Below are 13,647 nucleotides of genomic sequence, written 5' to 3' on the forward strand. Positions count from 1 at the left end.
CCTAGCCGGCCGGCGGGTGCTTTTGCCCTTCCGACATTTTCAAGACCGCCTGCCATGCCGCGAGGCGTGTCGCTCGGGCCTGATCGTCGGGGCGGGGATCGAAGCGGCGGGTTGGCGGGAGCATGGCGCGGGCTTCGTCGAGCGAGGTGTAGAGGCCGGCGCCGACCGCTGCGAGCATCGCGGCACCGCGAGCGGTGGTTTCCACGTCGTCGGGTCGGGTTGCGGGAAGGTTCAGCATCGCGGCGAGGTCCTCGGCGAGCCAGTTGTTGGCGCTCATGCCGCCGTCGAGCCGGATCTCATCCCATGCCGCGCCGGTCCTGGCGAAGGCGTCGGCGAGGTCGACGCACTGGTGCGTGATGGCCTCCAGCGCGGCTCGAACCAAATGGGCGCGGGTCGAGGCGAAGGTTAGTCCGGCGAAGACGGCGGTCGCCGCGGGGCGCCAGTAGGGCGCGCCAAGACCGGCGAGCGCCGGCAGCAGGGTAACGCCGCCGCTGTCCTCGACCGACCGCGCCAGGGCTTCGCTTTCGCCAGCGGTACCGAGCAGGCCAAGATTGTCGCGCAGCCACTTGATCAGGCTTCCCGCGACGAAGATCGATCCTTCCAGCGCGAAGCGGCGGTCGCCGCCGATGTCGGTCAGGATCGTGCCGAGCAGCCTGCCGGGATCGGTGGGCCGCGAAGAGCCCAGGCTGGTGAGCGCGAAGGCGCCGGTTCCGAGCGTCAGCTTGGTCTGCCCGGGCGCGTTGCAGCCCTGGCCGACGGTGGCGGACTGCTGGTCGCCGATCATCGCGGTGATCGGGATGGCCTGCCCGAACCAGCGCCTGTCGGTGAGGCCGATGTGCTCGGTGTTGCCGACGATGGCCGGGAGCGATGCGCGCGGAACGGCGAGGAGGTCGCACAGCGCATCGTCCCAGTCTCGCCCGTCGAGGTCGAGCAGCATGGTCCGGCTGGCGTTGCTGGCATCGCTGACATGGGTGCCGCCGGTCAGCTTCCAGGCGAGCCAGCTGTCGACCGTTCCGAGCGCCAGCCACTCCCCGGCCGCGGCGACGTCCGGTCGAGCGGCGAGCCAGGCCATCTTGGTGCCGGAGAAATAGGGATCGAGTAGCAAGCCGGTGCGCGCCTGCACCCAAGGCTCGTGACCGGCCTCCCTGAGAGCGGCGCAACGGTCGGCGGTGCGGCGATCCTGCCAGACGATCGCGCGGTGCAACGGGCGACCGGTCCGGCGATCCCAGGCAACGACCGTCTCGCGCTGGTTGGTGATGCCGATCGCGGCAATGCCGCCCGCGCCGCCGGCCTGCTCGACCATCGCCCGGCCGCAGGCAAGCGTGGCTTGCCAGATCTCCTCGGCGTCATGCTCGACGAGGCCGGGCGCCGGGTAGTGCTGGCTGATCGGGAGCGCGCGCGAGCCGAGCACCGCGCCGTCGAGCCGATAGAGGATGGCCCGGGTCGAGCTGGTGCCCTCGTCGAGCACGAGGATCAGCGGATCGTCGCTCATGGCGCGAGGCCGCGCTTCCGCCATCGCCGGTCGCGGAGGGCGTTCACAACCGCCCGGCGACCCGGGCGACCTGGCGGCCGACCAAGTCCAGCTGGTCGAGCACCGCCGGATCGAGGCAGCCGCCGCCAGCGGTGAACGTGTCGGGTCCGACCTTGAGCGCGGCGCCGAACGGCGTCGGCCAGCCCCGCAGGGCATGCGCGATGGTGCGTAGCGTCGTCATCCCGCTGTTCGCCGCCTGGTGCCCGAAAGCGGTGACGATCAGGCCGACGGGGCGCCCGTGAAGATAGGGGCGGCGATCGGCCGCGAGCTCCTCGAGATAGTCGATCGCGTTCTTGACGAGGCCGGAAACGGTGCCGTGATAGCCGGGGCTGGCGAGCAGCACGCCGTCGGCGTCGCGGATCGCGGCGATCAGCTCGGCGCCGTCGCTGGCCGACCAGTGCGGCCCCCGATAGTGGGGGAGCGCCGCCATGTAGGCGCCATCGAACGTGCTCACCTCGGCGCCCTCGTCGCGCGCGGCGGCGGCGGCGGCGGCGAGCGCGAGTTCGGTGCTGCTGCCGGGCCGGATCGTTCCGCCGATGGCCACGATCCTGGGTGCCTTGCTCATCCTTCGCTTATCTCCACTCGCATCTTGGGCCGCCGCGTCGCGCCGAACCCGCCTGCCGGAATCGGCCGAGCGGACGGGCACGCTGCTGTCCTTGCTCAATCGGGCGCTCGTTTCCAGTCCGCCGGGCCTGTCGCCGGCCGTTGCGGACGGATCGTCGCTTGCGCTTCGCAGGACGCAGCGGCAGGCACCGCGGCTCTTGCCCGGGCCAAGCGCGCCTCGCGAGCCGGCCTGCCTCGAGGAGATGTGATGAGCGACCTGCCCTTTCCGCCAGCCACCCTGCCGCTCGGACCGGGCGGGCCGCCGGTCTCGCCCCTGGCGTGGGGCATGTGGCGCCTGGCGGGCTCGCGCGAGGAAGCGGCGGTGCTGGTCCATGCCGCGCTCGATGCCGGGCTGACCTTGCTCGACACCGCCGACATCTACGGCTTCGACGGACGGGACGGCTTCGGCAACGCGGAGGTGCTGCTCGGCGAGGTGCTCGCCGCCGATCCCGGGCTGCGGACGCGCATGGTGCTCGCGACCAAGGGCGGCATCCGGCCGCCGCTGCCCTACGACCAGAGCGGCGCCTACCTCGCCAGGGCGATAGACGCGTCGCTCCGGCGCCTGCGGGTCGAGCGCATCGATCTCTACCAGATCCACCGTCCCGACATCCTGGCGCACCCGCAGGAGGTCGCCCGTACGCTGGAGGAGGCGGTCGCGGCGGGGAAGATCGACCGACTCGGCGTCTCGAACTTCACGCCGGCGCAGATCGAGACGCTGAAGCACTTCCTCACGGTCCCGCTCGCCACGACCCAGCCGGAGATCTCGCCGCTGCGCATCGATTGTTTCGAAAATGGCGAGTTGGATCAGGCGCTCCGGCTCGGGCTTCGGCCGCTGGCCTGGTCGCCGCTTGGCGGCGGGCGGCTGATCGATCCCGAGGACGAGCGCGACCGCGCGGTGGCCGCTGCGTTGGACGAGGTCGCGCAGGCGCACGGCGTCGCCCGCAGCGTGGCGGCGCTCAGCTGGCTGATGGCACATCCGGCCGGAATCATCCCCATCGTCGGATCTCAGAAAGCCGAGCGGATCCGCGAAGCGGCGGAGGCGCTGCGCGTGCGCTGGACTCGCGAGCAATGGTACGCGGTGCTGGTCGCAGCGCGCGGAGAGAAGCTGCCGTAGCGGCGGCCGGGTGCGGGCGCTGTGCGTGACAAGTCAGCCACTTTCGGAACCGGAACGACTATCCGGCGGTTTGATCGGGCGAGCCGCTGCCGCTTTGCGACGGGCTCGAACGACCATCGAAGGGCGTCGAGAAGGGCTGACGCGACAGCTTCTTGAACGCTCACCCTTGAGGAGGGCTGTCATGAAGAAACTTGCGCTGCTTGCCATCTCCGCCGCCGCGGCCGCCGTCAGCGGTTGCGCCTACGACACGTACGGGCCGAACGACGGCGGCTGGGGCTACTATGATCGTGGCTACTACACGCAGTACGGAAGCTACGACTATGATCGTCCCGATCCGCGCTACAACGGCTATTACGCTGACCGTTACTACCGCGAGGATCCCCGCTACCGCGAGCGTCAGCTGAGCTACGACGACCGCGTCTATGTCGGCAACGACGGCCGCTACTACTGCCGCCGCTCTGACGGCACGACCGGGCTGATCGTCGGCGGGATCGCCGGCGGTGCGCTGGGCTCGATCATCGCGCCGGGCGGTGCGAAGCCGCTGGGCGCGGTGCTCGGCGCGATCGCCGGCGGCGCCGTCGGCACCTCGGCCGACCGCAACCGCGTGACCTGCCGCTAACCGGCTGGGCGCCGCTCCCGGGAGCGGCGCCCGACTGGCCACCATTGCTGTGGCCGAATTGCAGCGCCCCGCGAAATTGATCGGTGGTTATTAACTGCAATTGAATCTTAGGTTTTTCCCGCTCAACTTGCGCGGGTGAACCCTGTTTCCGAGCATGAAACCAAGCTGGTCGCCGCCCTCGCCTGGCGGGCGACCTGCCTTCGCCTGTTCGTCGAGCTGGAGCAGCTCGTCGACGAGGCGCTGAACGCGCTGACCCCGGCTCGCCAGCGCCGGCGCCGGCTCGGCAACCGCGAGCTGCGCGCGCGCTTCGCGCTGCTCCAGGAGCGGGTCGCCACGCGCCCGTTGACCGTCTACGTCCGCTCCGCCCGCAACGCGCTCGCCGCGCTCGAGCCGCTGCTCGACTGGCGCGGGCAGCTTCTCTACGGCGAGGCGTCGGTCTGGCACGGCCGCAAGGGCCAGTGGCTGATCACCATTCACATCGAGGCCGCGAACGACGGCAGTCCGGTACGCTGGCACGCCATCCCCTTTGACGAGGCCGAGCGGCTCGAGGCCGAACTCGGCGACGGGGTCGAGCGGCTGCGCCGACGCCTCGCCTCGCTCGACGAGCTCGCCGCCTAGCTCGCGAACGCGGGGTCGAGCCGGTACGCCTTGCGCAGCAGCGCGGGCCAGGCGAGATAGTTGGCGGCGACCTTGAGGCCGGTCGCGCCCTGCTGCGCGGTGATCTCCGGCGAGCCCTGCGGGGGGCGGTTGAGCCGGTCGCCGGCGGACAGCGCCAGCACCTGCGCCTCGCAGGCCCGCTCGAGGAAATAGATCTTGATGAAGGCTTCGCCGATCGTCTCGCCGACGCTGAGCGTGCCATGGTTGCGCAGCAGCATGACGCCATGACTGCCGAGATCGGCGACCAGCCGCTCGCGCTCGTCGAGGTCGACCGCCACGCCCTCATAGTCATGGAAGGCGAGATCGCCGCCGACCAGCATCGCGGTCTGGGTCAGCGGCAACAGCCCCTCTTCGTGCGCGGCGACCGCCTGGCCGTGCGGCGTGTGGAGGTGGATGACCGCCTGCGCATCCTCGCGCGCCATGTGGATCGCGGAGTGGATGGTGAAGCCGGCGGGATTGGTGATGAAGGGCGTCGGATCGACCGGATTGCCGTTGGTGTCGACCTTGACCAGCGAGCTGGCAGTCACTTCCTCGAACATGAGGTTGTAGGGGTTGAGCAGGAAGTGGTGCTCGGGCCCGGGGATGCGCACCGACATGTGGGTGAAGATGAGATCGTCCCAGCCGTAGTGGGCGATCAGCCGGTAGGCGGCGGCGAGATCGACGCGGAGCTTCCACTCCTCCTCGCCGACCTTCCCCTCCAGGCTCGGGATCTCGACCTCGCCGGGCGTGGCGAGGCGCTCCATCCCGCGGTTGATGTTGTCGACACGGTTCATGCCATCTTCTCCTTGGCCCCAATCTCTCGGGCAACGTCGGGGTGGGCGGCGGCGACGGCGGGCAGGGCGAGGCAGCTCGCCTCGACCCGCGCCAGCGTCGGATAGGGAGCGAGCGGCACGTCGAAGCGCCGCGCATTGTAGAGCTGGGGCACGAGGCAGATGTCGGCGAAGCCGATCTCGTCGCCGGCGAGGAAGCGGCCGGCACCCGGCGCCGCCATCGCTTCCAGCGCGGCGAGCCCTTCGCGCACCCAGTGGCGATACCATTCGTCGGCGGCTTCCTGCGACTGGCCCAGCTCCCCCTTGAGATGCCGCAGCACGCGCAGATTGTTGAGCGGGTGGATGTCGCAAGCGACCACCAGCGCCATCGCCAGCACATGGCTGCGCGCCGCCGGGTCCTTGGGGACGAACGGCGGCTGCTCGTGGCGGGCGTCGAGATAGTCCATGATCGCCAGGCTTTGGACGAGGCGGTGGCCGTCGATCTCGAGCATCGGGACGAGGCCCTGCGGGTTCTCGGCGCGCCACGCCTCCGATCGCTGGTCGCCGGCGGCGAGGTCGACGACATGGGTGTCGAAGTCGACGCCCTTGAGGTGCAGGGCGATGCGGACGCGATAGCAGGCGGAGGAGCGCCAGTAATCGTGGAGCAGCGGTTTCATCGCGCGCGAACGGTCCGAAGAGTCACAGGGTCGAGCCGCGTCGCCAGGTTCGGTGCGGCACGAAAGGTCCCAATGGTCACAGTGTCGCGCTTCTTCACGGGAGACGAGACGGGCCGCTGGGACCGGCGCGCTGCCTGCGGATCTTCCTGCCGGTGCGCAGTTGTGGCCCGGTGCCACTGCCAAGAGGCGGCAGGACTCGTCTGGGATGCGCTCGGTTCGCTCGTCGCCATGCCCGCGTGAATGCCACAGGTGGGGCGCGGTAGGACAGGCCAAATCAGCCGAGGAAGGGGGCGATCACCGCCTCGGGCACGCGCAGCGGGCGGCCGCTCGCCCGGTCGAGGATCGCCCATACCGTCAGCGCGCGGACCCGCGGTTTCCCATCCGCGCCGGTGAACTCCATGTGGCGGTCGAAGCGGGCGCCGCGCGGAGCCTCGCCGACCCAGGTCCGCGCGGTCAGCACGTCGCCGGGCAGCGCGGCGCGCAGATAGTCGATCTCGTGGCGGACCACGACCCAGATATAGGCAGCGTCGTGCGCCGGGTCGGCGACGCTCCGCCAGTGGGCGACCGCGACGTCCTGGATCCACTGCACCCAGACCGCATTGTTGACGTGGCCGAGCTCGTCGATGTGGTCGGGGGTGGCGGTGATGGTGGCGGTGAAGACGGGGCGGGTCATGTGGCAGGTGTCGCGAAGGCCGGGCCGATACCGGTCGCGGCGATGAACCCGTCGAGGGCGGCCTTGCCGTCGGGATGCCCCTTGTCGAGCAGGTCGGCGATGGCGGCGGTGTCGCCGCGCGGCGCCCCCAGTTCCTCGACCAGTGCCAGCCATTCGCGCCGGTTTACCGTCTTCTGCGCGCCATGGCGGGCGATCAGGGTGCGGACGAAGCGGCCGAAGTCGCCGCCGGCCGCCTTCTCCGCAACCAGGGCGAGGATCACGCCACAGGCATAATAGGCGCGGAAGTCGTCGGTCCGCTGGTAGGCGGCCTCGATCCCGCCATGGGCGAGATAGGGAACGCATTCGTCGCGCGCCTCGCGAAGCCGGGCATGGATGTCGTAGTGGGGGTCGGCGGCGGCGGTCGCGCGGAAGGCGAGCAGTTCGGCGCCGCCCTCGGTGATCCAGCTCTCCTCCGGGCGGCTGTAGGCGATCGCCTGACCGAGCCAGAAATGCGCGGACTCGTGCGCGGCGAACCAGCGCGCCTGGCTGCTGAGCTGGGCGCTGGGCTTGACCACGCCAATGCCTTCGAGACGCATGACCACCATGCCGGACAGGACGCTGCCGCCCATGCTGATGAGGTGCGGGGTGGGGCCGGCCCAGGAGACGAGCAGCGTCGGGCGCCCGACCGGGGCCGGTCCGAGCGCGCGCTGGTAGGACTGGAGGATGGCCGGGATCTCGGTGCGGAGGAAGGTGGCGAGCCAGGCCGGGAGGGCGGGATCGATGACGGTGGTCAGCGCCGGGCCAACCAGCGGGGTCGCCTTGCCGAACAGGAGATAGGCATCGCCGTCGTCGGTCGTGACCCGGTCGACACGGCGGCCCTGGTAAAGGATCGGGCTGCCGCCATCGCGGAACGTCATCCGGGTGGGGCGGGCCACTCCGGGCAGGAGGTCGCTGTCGCGCGGGGCCTTCGCGGCGACCGCGGCCGAGGGCAGGGGAAGAACTCGGAACGCGTCGGCATAGAGGGCGACCGCGCCATCGGTGAACAGCAGCGCCGGGTCGTAGCTGCCTTCGAGATTGGCCGAGACGGGCGTGAACGCCAGCCGGACTCGCGCGGGAACGGCTCCGCCGTCCGCCACCAGCGCGTCATAGTCGCCGATGCGCTCGAGCCGGACGCCCGGCGTGAGCACCCGGACGCTCGGGACGCGCCACGAGACGGGACCCTTCAGGGGTGGATGGGACTTGGCGAAGACCCAGACGGGCGCGGCGATGGCCAGGCGATAGTCGGCCGACCAGCGGTTCCCCGAGCGGGCGACCACGACACTGGCGACGGGCGCGTCAGGGCTTGCGGAGGTGGCGGCGGGTGCTGCCCCGGATGCCGCCAGGCTCGCGAGAAACAGCAGCGGTCGCTTCATCCCACCCCCGTCAGGATTCCCCGAGCTGCCATAGCACGAAGGCGTAGGCCTCGGCGACCTCGTGGAGCGAGTCCCAGCGGCCGCTCTTGCCGCCGTGGCCGGCGCCCATGTTGATCTTGAGCAAAAGGAGATTGTCGTCGGTCTTGAGCTCGCGGAGCTTCGCGGCCCACTTGGCCGGCTCCCAATAGGTCACGCGGGGATCGTTGAGGCCGCCGGTGATCAGCATCGGCGGATAGGCTTGGGCCTTGACCTGGTCGTAGGGCGAATAGCTGCGGATGAGGTCGAAGGCGGCCTTGTCCTCGATCGGGTTGCCCCACTCGGGCCACTCGCCGGGGGTGAGCGGCAGGCTGGCGTCGAGCATGGTGTTGAGCACGTCGACGAAGGGGACGTCGGCGACCACCGCGCCCCACAGCTCGGGATCGGAATTGGCGACCGCGCCCATCAGCTCGCCGCCCGCCGAGCCGCCCTGGATCGCGATCCGGCCGGGCCGGGTGAAGCCGGCGTCGACCAGGCCCTTCGCGGCGTCGACGAAGTCGTTGAAGGTGCTGGTCCGCCTGGTGAGCTTCCCGTCGAGGAACCACTGGTAGCCGAGGTCGTCGCCGCCGCGGATGTGGGCGATGGCGTAGGCGAAGCCGCGGTCGAGCAGGCTGAGGCGCGAGCTGGAGAAGCTCGGCGGGATGGCAAAGCCGTAGGCACCATAGGCATAGAGGAAGAGCTTGCCGTCGCCGTCCTTGCGGAAGTCGTCGCGGTAGACGACCGAGACGGGGATGGCGGCGCCGTCGCGGCCGGGGACCATCAGCCGCTCGGTGCGGTATTGCGAGGCGTCGTAGCCGGACGGGATCTCGGTGACCTTGCGGACCTCGAGGCGATCGTCCTCGGGATGATAGTCGTAGACGGTGCCGGGCGTGACCATCGAGGAATAGCCGACGCGGTAGGCGGCGGGGGCGAACTCGGGGTTGGAGCCAAACGCGGCGGAGTAGCTCGCCTCCGCGAAGGGGATCCGGCGGGTCTCGCCGGTGGCGTAATCGCGTAGCAGGAGCTGGTCGAGGCCGTCGACCCGGGCGGTCAGCGCGAGATGGTCGCGGAAGGCGGTGATCCCGCGGAGGTAGGTGCGATCGCTGCCCTCGACCAGCGTGTTCCACTCGCCCGGGGCGGCGAACTCGGCGGTGGCGACGCGGAAATTGACGTGGTTGTCGTTGGTGAGGATCCACAGCCGGCCGTGCGCGGCGTCGCAGCTATATTCGCGGCCGGTGCGGCGCGGGCTGATCATCACCGGCTCGGCGGCCGCGTCGTCCGCGGGGACGAAGCGGACCTCGCTGGTGGTGTTGTCGCCGGTGGCGATGAAGATGGTCGAGCGGTCCTGCGATTCGCCGACCCCGACCGAGAAGCCGAGCTCCTCGGTTTCCTCGTAGACGAGCTTGGCCCGGGCCGGGTCCTCGCCGAGGCGATGGTAGAGGGCGCGGTAGCTGCGCCAATTGTCGTTGACCTCGGTGTAGACGAGGCCGGCGCTGTCGGCAGTCCAGACCGGCGAGCCGATGCCGACCGTGGTCACCGTCTCGAGCTCGCGCCCGCTGTCGACCTCGCGGACGCTGAGGGTGAAGCGCTCCGAGCCGCTGTCGTCGATCATCGTCGCCATCAGCCGGCCGTCGGGGCTGACCGCGATCGCGCCGAGGCGGAAATAATCCTTGCCCGCGGCCGCGGCCGGTTCGGCGAAGATGAGCTGGTCGGCGCCGCCGGCGACCGGCCGCCGGTACCAGTCGCGATACTGGGCGCCGGGCTTGAACGCCCACCAGTAGAGCCAGTCGCCGTCCTTCTGCGGAACCGAGCTGTCGTCTTCCTTGATTCGCCCCTTCATCTCCTGGAACAGCGTGTCGACCAGCCCGGCATGCGGCTTCATCGCCGCCTCGAACCAGGCGTTCTCGGCCTTGAGGTAAGCGAGCACGTCGGCGTCGTTGACCTCGGGATAGGCCGGGTCGCGCAGCCAGGCGTAAGGGTCGTCGATGGTGACGCCATGGTGGCTGAAGCTGTGCGGGCGCTTGTCGGCGCGGGGCGGGCGCGGGGGCTGGTCGGTCATGAGCGCCCACCTAGGTCGTCGGGGCTGGCTTCACCAGCCCGGCTCTGCCAAGCCGTTGGGCGAGATGCACGAAGCGACCGTCCAGACCCACCTACTGCGCGACGCGGTGATCCTGCTCGGCTTCGCGCTGGGCTTCGTCATCCTGTTCCGCCGGCTCGGTCTGGGCGCGACACTGGGCTATCTGCTCGCGGGCGCGGTGGTGGGTCCGAGCGTGCTCGGGCTGGTCGGCGGGGCGGCGGAGAAGATCGACGTCGCCGAACTCGGGATCACCTTCCTGCTGTTCATCGTCGGCTTGGAGCTCAACCCGGCGCGGCTGTGGCGGATGAAGCGGGAAATCTTCGGGCTGGGGCTGCTGCAGGTGGCGAGCTGCGGGCTGCTGCTGGCCGGCTTCACCTGGGTGGTGACGAAGAACGACCTCGCCGCGGCGATCGCGCTCGGGCTGCCGCTCGGCCTCTCCTCGACCGCGCAGGTGCTGCCGCTGCTGCAGTCCTCGGGCCGGCTGCGCACCCCGTTCGGCGAGCGCGCCTTCGCGATCCTGCTGTTCCAGGACCTGTCGATCATCCCGCTGATCACCATCGTCACGCTGATGAGCCGCAACCCGGCCGACGCCAACGCGCCGCCCGGCTGGCTGCTGGCGCTCTATACGGTGGGCGCGATCGCCGGGCTGATCGCGCTCGGCCGGTTCGCGATCCGCCCGCTGTTCCGGCTGATCGGCAATCTCGGCGAGCGCGAGATGTTCGTGGTCGCCGCGCTGTTCACGATCATCGCCGCGGCGGCGCTGATGGAGCTGCTTGGCCTGTCGACCGCGCTCGGCGCCTTCGTCGCGGGCGTGATGCTGGCGGACTCGCCCTACCGCCACGAGCTGGAGGCCGACGTCGAGCCGTTCCGTTCGATCCTGCTCGGGCTGTTCTTCCTCTCGGTCGGAATGCTGCTCGACCTCGGGGCGATCGCCAAGGAGCCGCTGTTCGTGCTCGGCATGGCGGCGGCGCTGATCGCGGTGAAGACAGCGGTGATCGCCGGAATTGGGCTGGCCTTCCGGATGAGCTGGCGGAGCGCGCTCGGCCTCGGGATCCTGCTCAGCCAGGGCGGCGAGTTCGGCTTCGTGCTGTTCAGCCAGGCGCAGGGCGCGCAGCTGATCGACGCCGAGACGACCAGCCTGTTCAGCGCGATCGTGACCCTCTCGATGGTCACCACGCCGTTCCTGATGAAGGCGACGCGCAAGCTGCGCGAGGCGCCGGTCGAGCGGCAGGAGAAGCGGGAGGAGCCGCAGAACGATGGCGCCAATGCGCTGATCGTCGGCTACGGCCGGTTCGGGCAGACCGTCGCGCAGATGCTGATCGCCAGCGAGGTGCCGGTGACGCTGATCGACACCGACGTCGAGATGATCGACGTCGCCGGGGAGTTTGGCGCCAAGGTCTATTTCGGTGACGGCACGCGGGTCGACCTGCTGCGGCAGGCGGGCGCGGAAGAGGCCGAGCTGATCCTCTTCTGCATCGACGGCGACCAGCTCACCCCCGACATCATCGAGGGCGTGCACGAGGCGTTCCCCAAGGCGGCGCTGTACGCGCGGGCGTTCGACCGCCGCTCGGTGATCAAGCTCAAGGATTCGCCGGTCCGCTACGTGGTTCGCGAAGTGCTCGAGAGCGCGGTCCGGATGGCGCGGATGGCGCTGGAGGAAATCGGCGTCGGTGGCGAGCAGATTGACCGCTCCGAGGCGATGTACCGCGGGCGCGACCGCGAACGGCTGCATCGACAGTTCGAGACCGGCGACCTCAAGACCGCGCGCGAAAAGATCATCACCCAGGACGAACGGCGCTAGCCGGACCCGGCCCGCGCCCTGGGGCAGGGCGCGGGCCGGACGGCCATCACCGGGTCGGCAGGCTGATGGTGATGGCCGTGACGGCGAGCGCCGGAGCGGCCGACGCGGCGACCGCGCGGGCGCGGGCGAGCGCCTCCTCCATCTGCGGCCGCGACTGGCTCCACGCCGCGCGCGAGCAATCCTGCCAGCGAACAGTGTCGACGAGCGAGATGCCGGCGGCGCCCACGGCCTCGTTGCAGAGGTCGCGCACCGCGCCGGTTACCCTCCGGGCGAGCGCCCGCTCGCCGCGGCTCGTCGCGAGGTCGAGGCTTGCGAGTGGGATGTGGACGGTGAGCCGATCGGGCTCGGGGGCGGTGACGACAACCGGCCGGGCAAGCGCCGGAACGGCCGCAACCAGGAACAGGGCAGCGGCCGGAAGCATGGATGACGGGGCCATCGCATTCTCCTGCCTGATGGCGGCCATGCACCCCGGTGCGGCCGACCCCGCAAGACCGGTCGCCGACGGCTGCCGCCATGGCCAGCAGCGGCCGCTTGTCCGGCGATCAGTGTCCGAGGCTGATGACGATCGCCGAGGCGGCGATGGTCGAGGTCCCGGTGCTCGCGATCTCGCGGGCGCGCTGGATGGCGGCGGCGATCTGCGGATCGGCCTGCTCCCAGGCATCCCGCGAGCAATCTTTGCGCCCGAGGATCGAGTTGAGATCGGTCGTGCCGCCGGGCACGATCTCGTCGCAGAGACCGCGAATGCCTCCGCGCACGCGGGCCTGAAGCACGCGCTCGCCTGCCGGCACGGCGAGGTTGAGGTCGGCGTAGCTGATGTGGCGCACCACCCGGTCGGGTTCGGCGGTCACCACGACCGGGCCGCGCGCGAGCGACGGGCTGGCGGCCAGGGCCGTCAAGATGGCGGCGGAAATCATGAACGTCCTGCTCATTCTACCCTCCTGTCTTGAGGGCTTCAGGAATGAGCTTTCAGGAGGCGAGTCGCACGGGCTCTTCGGCAGGACGGAGCGCCGCATCGCCCGACGAACCGCCGCGTCGATGAACGTCGTTCCCGGATCGACGATCGGCGTCGAAGGCGGCCAGCGTGTCGCGCAGGTGGGTGCGCGAGATCAGCAGGCAGCTGCCGTCGCGACAGCAGACCTGCCAGCGACGGCCGCGACGGACGAGCTGCTCGATCGTGTCGCGGCGGACCAGGGTCGAGCGATGGATGCGGATGAAGCGTTCCCCCGGCAGCCGCTCGGCGAGCGCCTGGAGGGTGCTGTGGAGCAGCCAGGTGGCGCCCTCGGCATGGATCCGGACATAGTCGCGCTCGGCCGTGACCCGCTCGATCGCCGCGAGCAGCAGGCGCCGGTAGCCGCCGGCGACGGGGACCAGGAGGTCGGCGCTGGCGGCCTCGTCGGCAGGCTCGTGGTGACGGCAGATGATGCTGACGTCGATGTCGACGGCATCCCCGTCGAGCTCCTCGCGGGTGCGGTTCAGCCATTCGTCGAGCGCGGCGGGGCTCTCGAACGCCATTTCCGCGGCGAAATCGAACCGGCCGGTGAGGTCGAAGCCGCTGCAGCAGGCCGGCGATTCGACCAGCCCGCGGCGGAGCGCCGCGATGCGATTCGGCGCGAGCTCGGCCTGGAAGGCGATGCAAAGAAGGACCCGTAAGTCGTCGGGAACAGAGGATCTGATTGCGCCCATGACTCGGCTCCCGTGCGCTTACCGCCCGTCCCAGCCGACCGCCCCAAGCGCCTTTCT

The 13,647-nt window shown here is 70.4% G+C and carries 14 protein-coding genes; 4 read left to right on the top strand and 10 right to left on the bottom strand.

All coding sequences use genetic code 11. The features are described from left to right. Nucleotide 1: 1 nt before the first annotated feature. Nucleotides 2–1,492 (bottom strand): FGGY family carbohydrate kinase, encoded by a 1,491-nt coding sequence (locus HMF7854_RS03010; protein ID WP_126717746.1) that lies wholly within the window; start codon nt 1,490–1,492, stop codon nt 2–4. 43 nt (nt 1,493–1,535) lie between these two features. After that, nucleotides 1,536–2,096 (bottom strand): NADPH-dependent FMN reductase, encoded by a 561-nt coding sequence (locus HMF7854_RS03015; RefSeq protein ID WP_126717747.1) that lies wholly within the window; start codon nt 2,094–2,096, stop codon nt 1,536–1,538. Between the two features lie 246 nt (nt 2,097–2,342). On the opposite strand from HMF7854_RS03015, the gene HMF7854_RS03020 reads away from it, so the two are divergent. The 3 genes from HMF7854_RS03020 to HMF7854_RS03030 all read left to right on the top strand — a co-directional run bounded on the left by HMF7854_RS03020 (nt 2,343) and on the right by HMF7854_RS03030 (nt 4,485). After that, nucleotides 2,343–3,248, top strand: a complete 906-nt coding sequence (locus tag HMF7854_RS03020; RefSeq protein ID WP_126717748.1) for an aldo/keto reductase — start codon at nt 2,343–2,345, stop codon at nt 3,246–3,248. A gap of 181 nt (nt 3,249–3,429) precedes the next feature. Further along, nucleotides 3,430–3,867, top strand: coding sequence for a glycine zipper 2TM domain-containing protein (locus HMF7854_RS03025; protein WP_126717749.1), 438 nt, complete (start codon nt 3,430–3,432; stop codon nt 3,865–3,867). 135 nt (nt 3,868–4,002) lie between these two features. Beyond that, the gene (locus tag HMF7854_RS03030) at nt 4,003–4,485 is read left to right on the top strand and encodes a hypothetical protein (RefSeq protein WP_126717750.1); all 483 of its coding nucleotides are present in this window, start codon (nt 4,003–4,005) and stop codon (nt 4,483–4,485) included. On the opposite strand, the gene HMF7854_RS03035 is transcribed toward HMF7854_RS03030, so the two are convergent. The 5 genes from HMF7854_RS03035 to HMF7854_RS03055 all read right to left on the bottom strand — a co-directional run bounded on the left by HMF7854_RS03035 (nt 4,482) and on the right by HMF7854_RS03055 (nt 10,088). Beyond that, nucleotides 4,482–5,267 carry a class II aldolase/adducin family protein gene (locus HMF7854_RS03035; RefSeq protein ID WP_126720033.1) on the bottom strand — a complete coding sequence of 262 codons (786 nt, stop codon included), beginning with the start codon at nt 5,265–5,267 and terminating at the stop codon, nt 4,482–4,484. The genes HMF7854_RS03030 and HMF7854_RS03035 overlap by 4 nt on opposite strands. 26 nt (nt 5,268–5,293) lie before the next feature. Then, nucleotides 5,294–5,950, bottom strand: a complete 657-nt coding sequence (gene maiA, locus HMF7854_RS03040) for a maleylacetoacetate isomerase (protein ID WP_126717751.1) — start codon at nt 5,948–5,950, stop codon at nt 5,294–5,296. Between the two features lie 274 nt (nt 5,951–6,224). Continuing rightward, nucleotides 6,225–6,623 (bottom strand): acyl-CoA thioesterase, encoded by a 399-nt coding sequence (locus HMF7854_RS03045; RefSeq protein ID WP_126717752.1) that lies wholly within the window; start codon nt 6,621–6,623, stop codon nt 6,225–6,227. Further along, complete coding sequence (locus HMF7854_RS03050) at nt 6,620–8,014, bottom strand: hypothetical protein (RefSeq protein ID WP_126717753.1); 1,395 nt, start codon at nt 8,012–8,014, stop codon at nt 6,620–6,622. Before HMF7854_RS03050 ends, HMF7854_RS03045 begins: the two co-directional genes overlap by 4 nt. A gap of 10 nt (nt 8,015–8,024) precedes the next feature. Beyond that, nucleotides 8,025–10,088: a S9 family peptidase gene (locus HMF7854_RS03055; RefSeq protein WP_126717754.1), complete on the bottom strand. Its 2,064-nt coding sequence runs from the start codon at nt 10,086–10,088 to the stop codon at nt 8,025–8,027. Nucleotides 10,089–10,152: 64 nt separating this feature from the next. Here HMF7854_RS03055 and HMF7854_RS03060 point away from each other — a divergent pair, with 64 nt between their 5' ends. Then, nucleotides 10,153–11,907, top strand: a complete 1,755-nt coding sequence (locus tag HMF7854_RS03060; RefSeq protein ID WP_126720034.1) for a cation:proton antiporter domain-containing protein — start codon at nt 10,153–10,155, stop codon at nt 11,905–11,907. 46 nt (nt 11,908–11,953) lie between these two features. Here HMF7854_RS03060 and HMF7854_RS03065 read toward each other — a convergent pair whose 3' ends face one another. The 3 genes from HMF7854_RS03065 to HMF7854_RS03075 all read right to left on the bottom strand — a co-directional run bounded on the left by HMF7854_RS03065 (nt 11,954) and on the right by HMF7854_RS03075 (nt 13,590). Then, on the bottom strand, nt 11,954–12,370 hold the full coding sequence (locus HMF7854_RS03065) for a UrcA family protein (protein WP_185829136.1): 417 nt from the start codon (nt 12,368–12,370) through the stop codon (nt 11,954–11,956). A gap of 79 nt (nt 12,371–12,449) precedes the next feature. Then, nucleotides 12,450–12,836, bottom strand: coding sequence for a UrcA family protein (locus HMF7854_RS03070; protein ID WP_185829137.1), 387 nt, complete (start codon nt 12,834–12,836; stop codon nt 12,450–12,452). Between the two features lie 37 nt (nt 12,837–12,873). Beyond that, complete coding sequence (locus HMF7854_RS03075; protein ID WP_126717757.1) at nt 12,874–13,590, bottom strand: LytTR family DNA-binding domain-containing protein; 717 nt, start codon at nt 13,588–13,590, stop codon at nt 12,874–12,876. Nucleotides 13,591–13,647 lie beyond the last annotated feature (57 nt).

It is taken from the genome of Sphingomonas ginkgonis (assembly GCF_003970925.1).
GTDB classification, from domain to species: domain Bacteria; phylum Pseudomonadota; class Alphaproteobacteria; order Sphingomonadales; family Sphingomonadaceae; genus Sphingomicrobium; species Sphingomicrobium ginkgonis.

Coding starts and splice junctions, on each gene's coding strand:
- HMF7854_RS03010 (WP_126717746.1), bottom strand. CDS start 1,492: ATGAGCGACGATCCGCTGATCCTCGTGCTCGACGAGGGCACCAGCTCG.
- HMF7854_RS03015 (WP_126717747.1), bottom strand. CDS start 2,096: ATGAGCAAGGCACCCAGGATCGTGGCCATCGGCGGAACGATCCGGCCC.
- HMF7854_RS03020 (WP_126717748.1), top strand. CDS start 2,343: ATGAGCGACCTGCCCTTTCCGCCAGCCACCCTGCCGCTCGGACCGGGC.
- HMF7854_RS03025 (WP_126717749.1), top strand. CDS start 3,430: ATGAAGAAACTTGCGCTGCTTGCCATCTCCGCCGCCGCGGCCGCCGTC.
- HMF7854_RS03035 (WP_126720033.1), bottom strand. CDS start 5,267: ATGGAGCGCCTCGCCACGCCCGGCGAGGTCGAGATCCCGAGCCTGGAG.
- maiA (WP_126717751.1), bottom strand. CDS start 5,950: ATGAAACCGCTGCTCCACGATTACTGGCGCTCCTCCGCCTGCTATCGC.
- HMF7854_RS03045 (WP_126717752.1), bottom strand. CDS start 6,623: ATGACCCGCCCCGTCTTCACCGCCACCATCACCGCCACCCCCGACCAC.
- HMF7854_RS03050 (WP_126717753.1), bottom strand. CDS start 8,014: ATGAAGCGACCGCTGCTGTTTCTCGCGAGCCTGGCGGCATCCGGGGCA.
- HMF7854_RS03055 (WP_126717754.1), bottom strand. CDS start 10,088: ATGACCGACCAGCCCCCGCGCCCGCCCCGCGCCGACAAGCGCCCGCAC.
- HMF7854_RS03060 (WP_126720034.1), top strand. CDS start 10,153: ATGCACGAAGCGACCGTCCAGACCCACCTACTGCGCGACGCGGTGATC.
- HMF7854_RS03065 (WP_185829136.1), bottom strand. CDS start 12,370: ATGGCCGCCATCAGGCAGGAGAATGCGATGGCCCCGTCATCCATGCTT.
- HMF7854_RS03070 (WP_185829137.1), bottom strand. CDS start 12,836: ATGAGCAGGACGTTCATGATTTCCGCCGCCATCTTGACGGCCCTGGCC.
- HMF7854_RS03075 (WP_126717757.1), bottom strand. CDS start 13,590: ATGGGCGCAATCAGATCCTCTGTTCCCGACGACTTACGGGTCCTTCTT.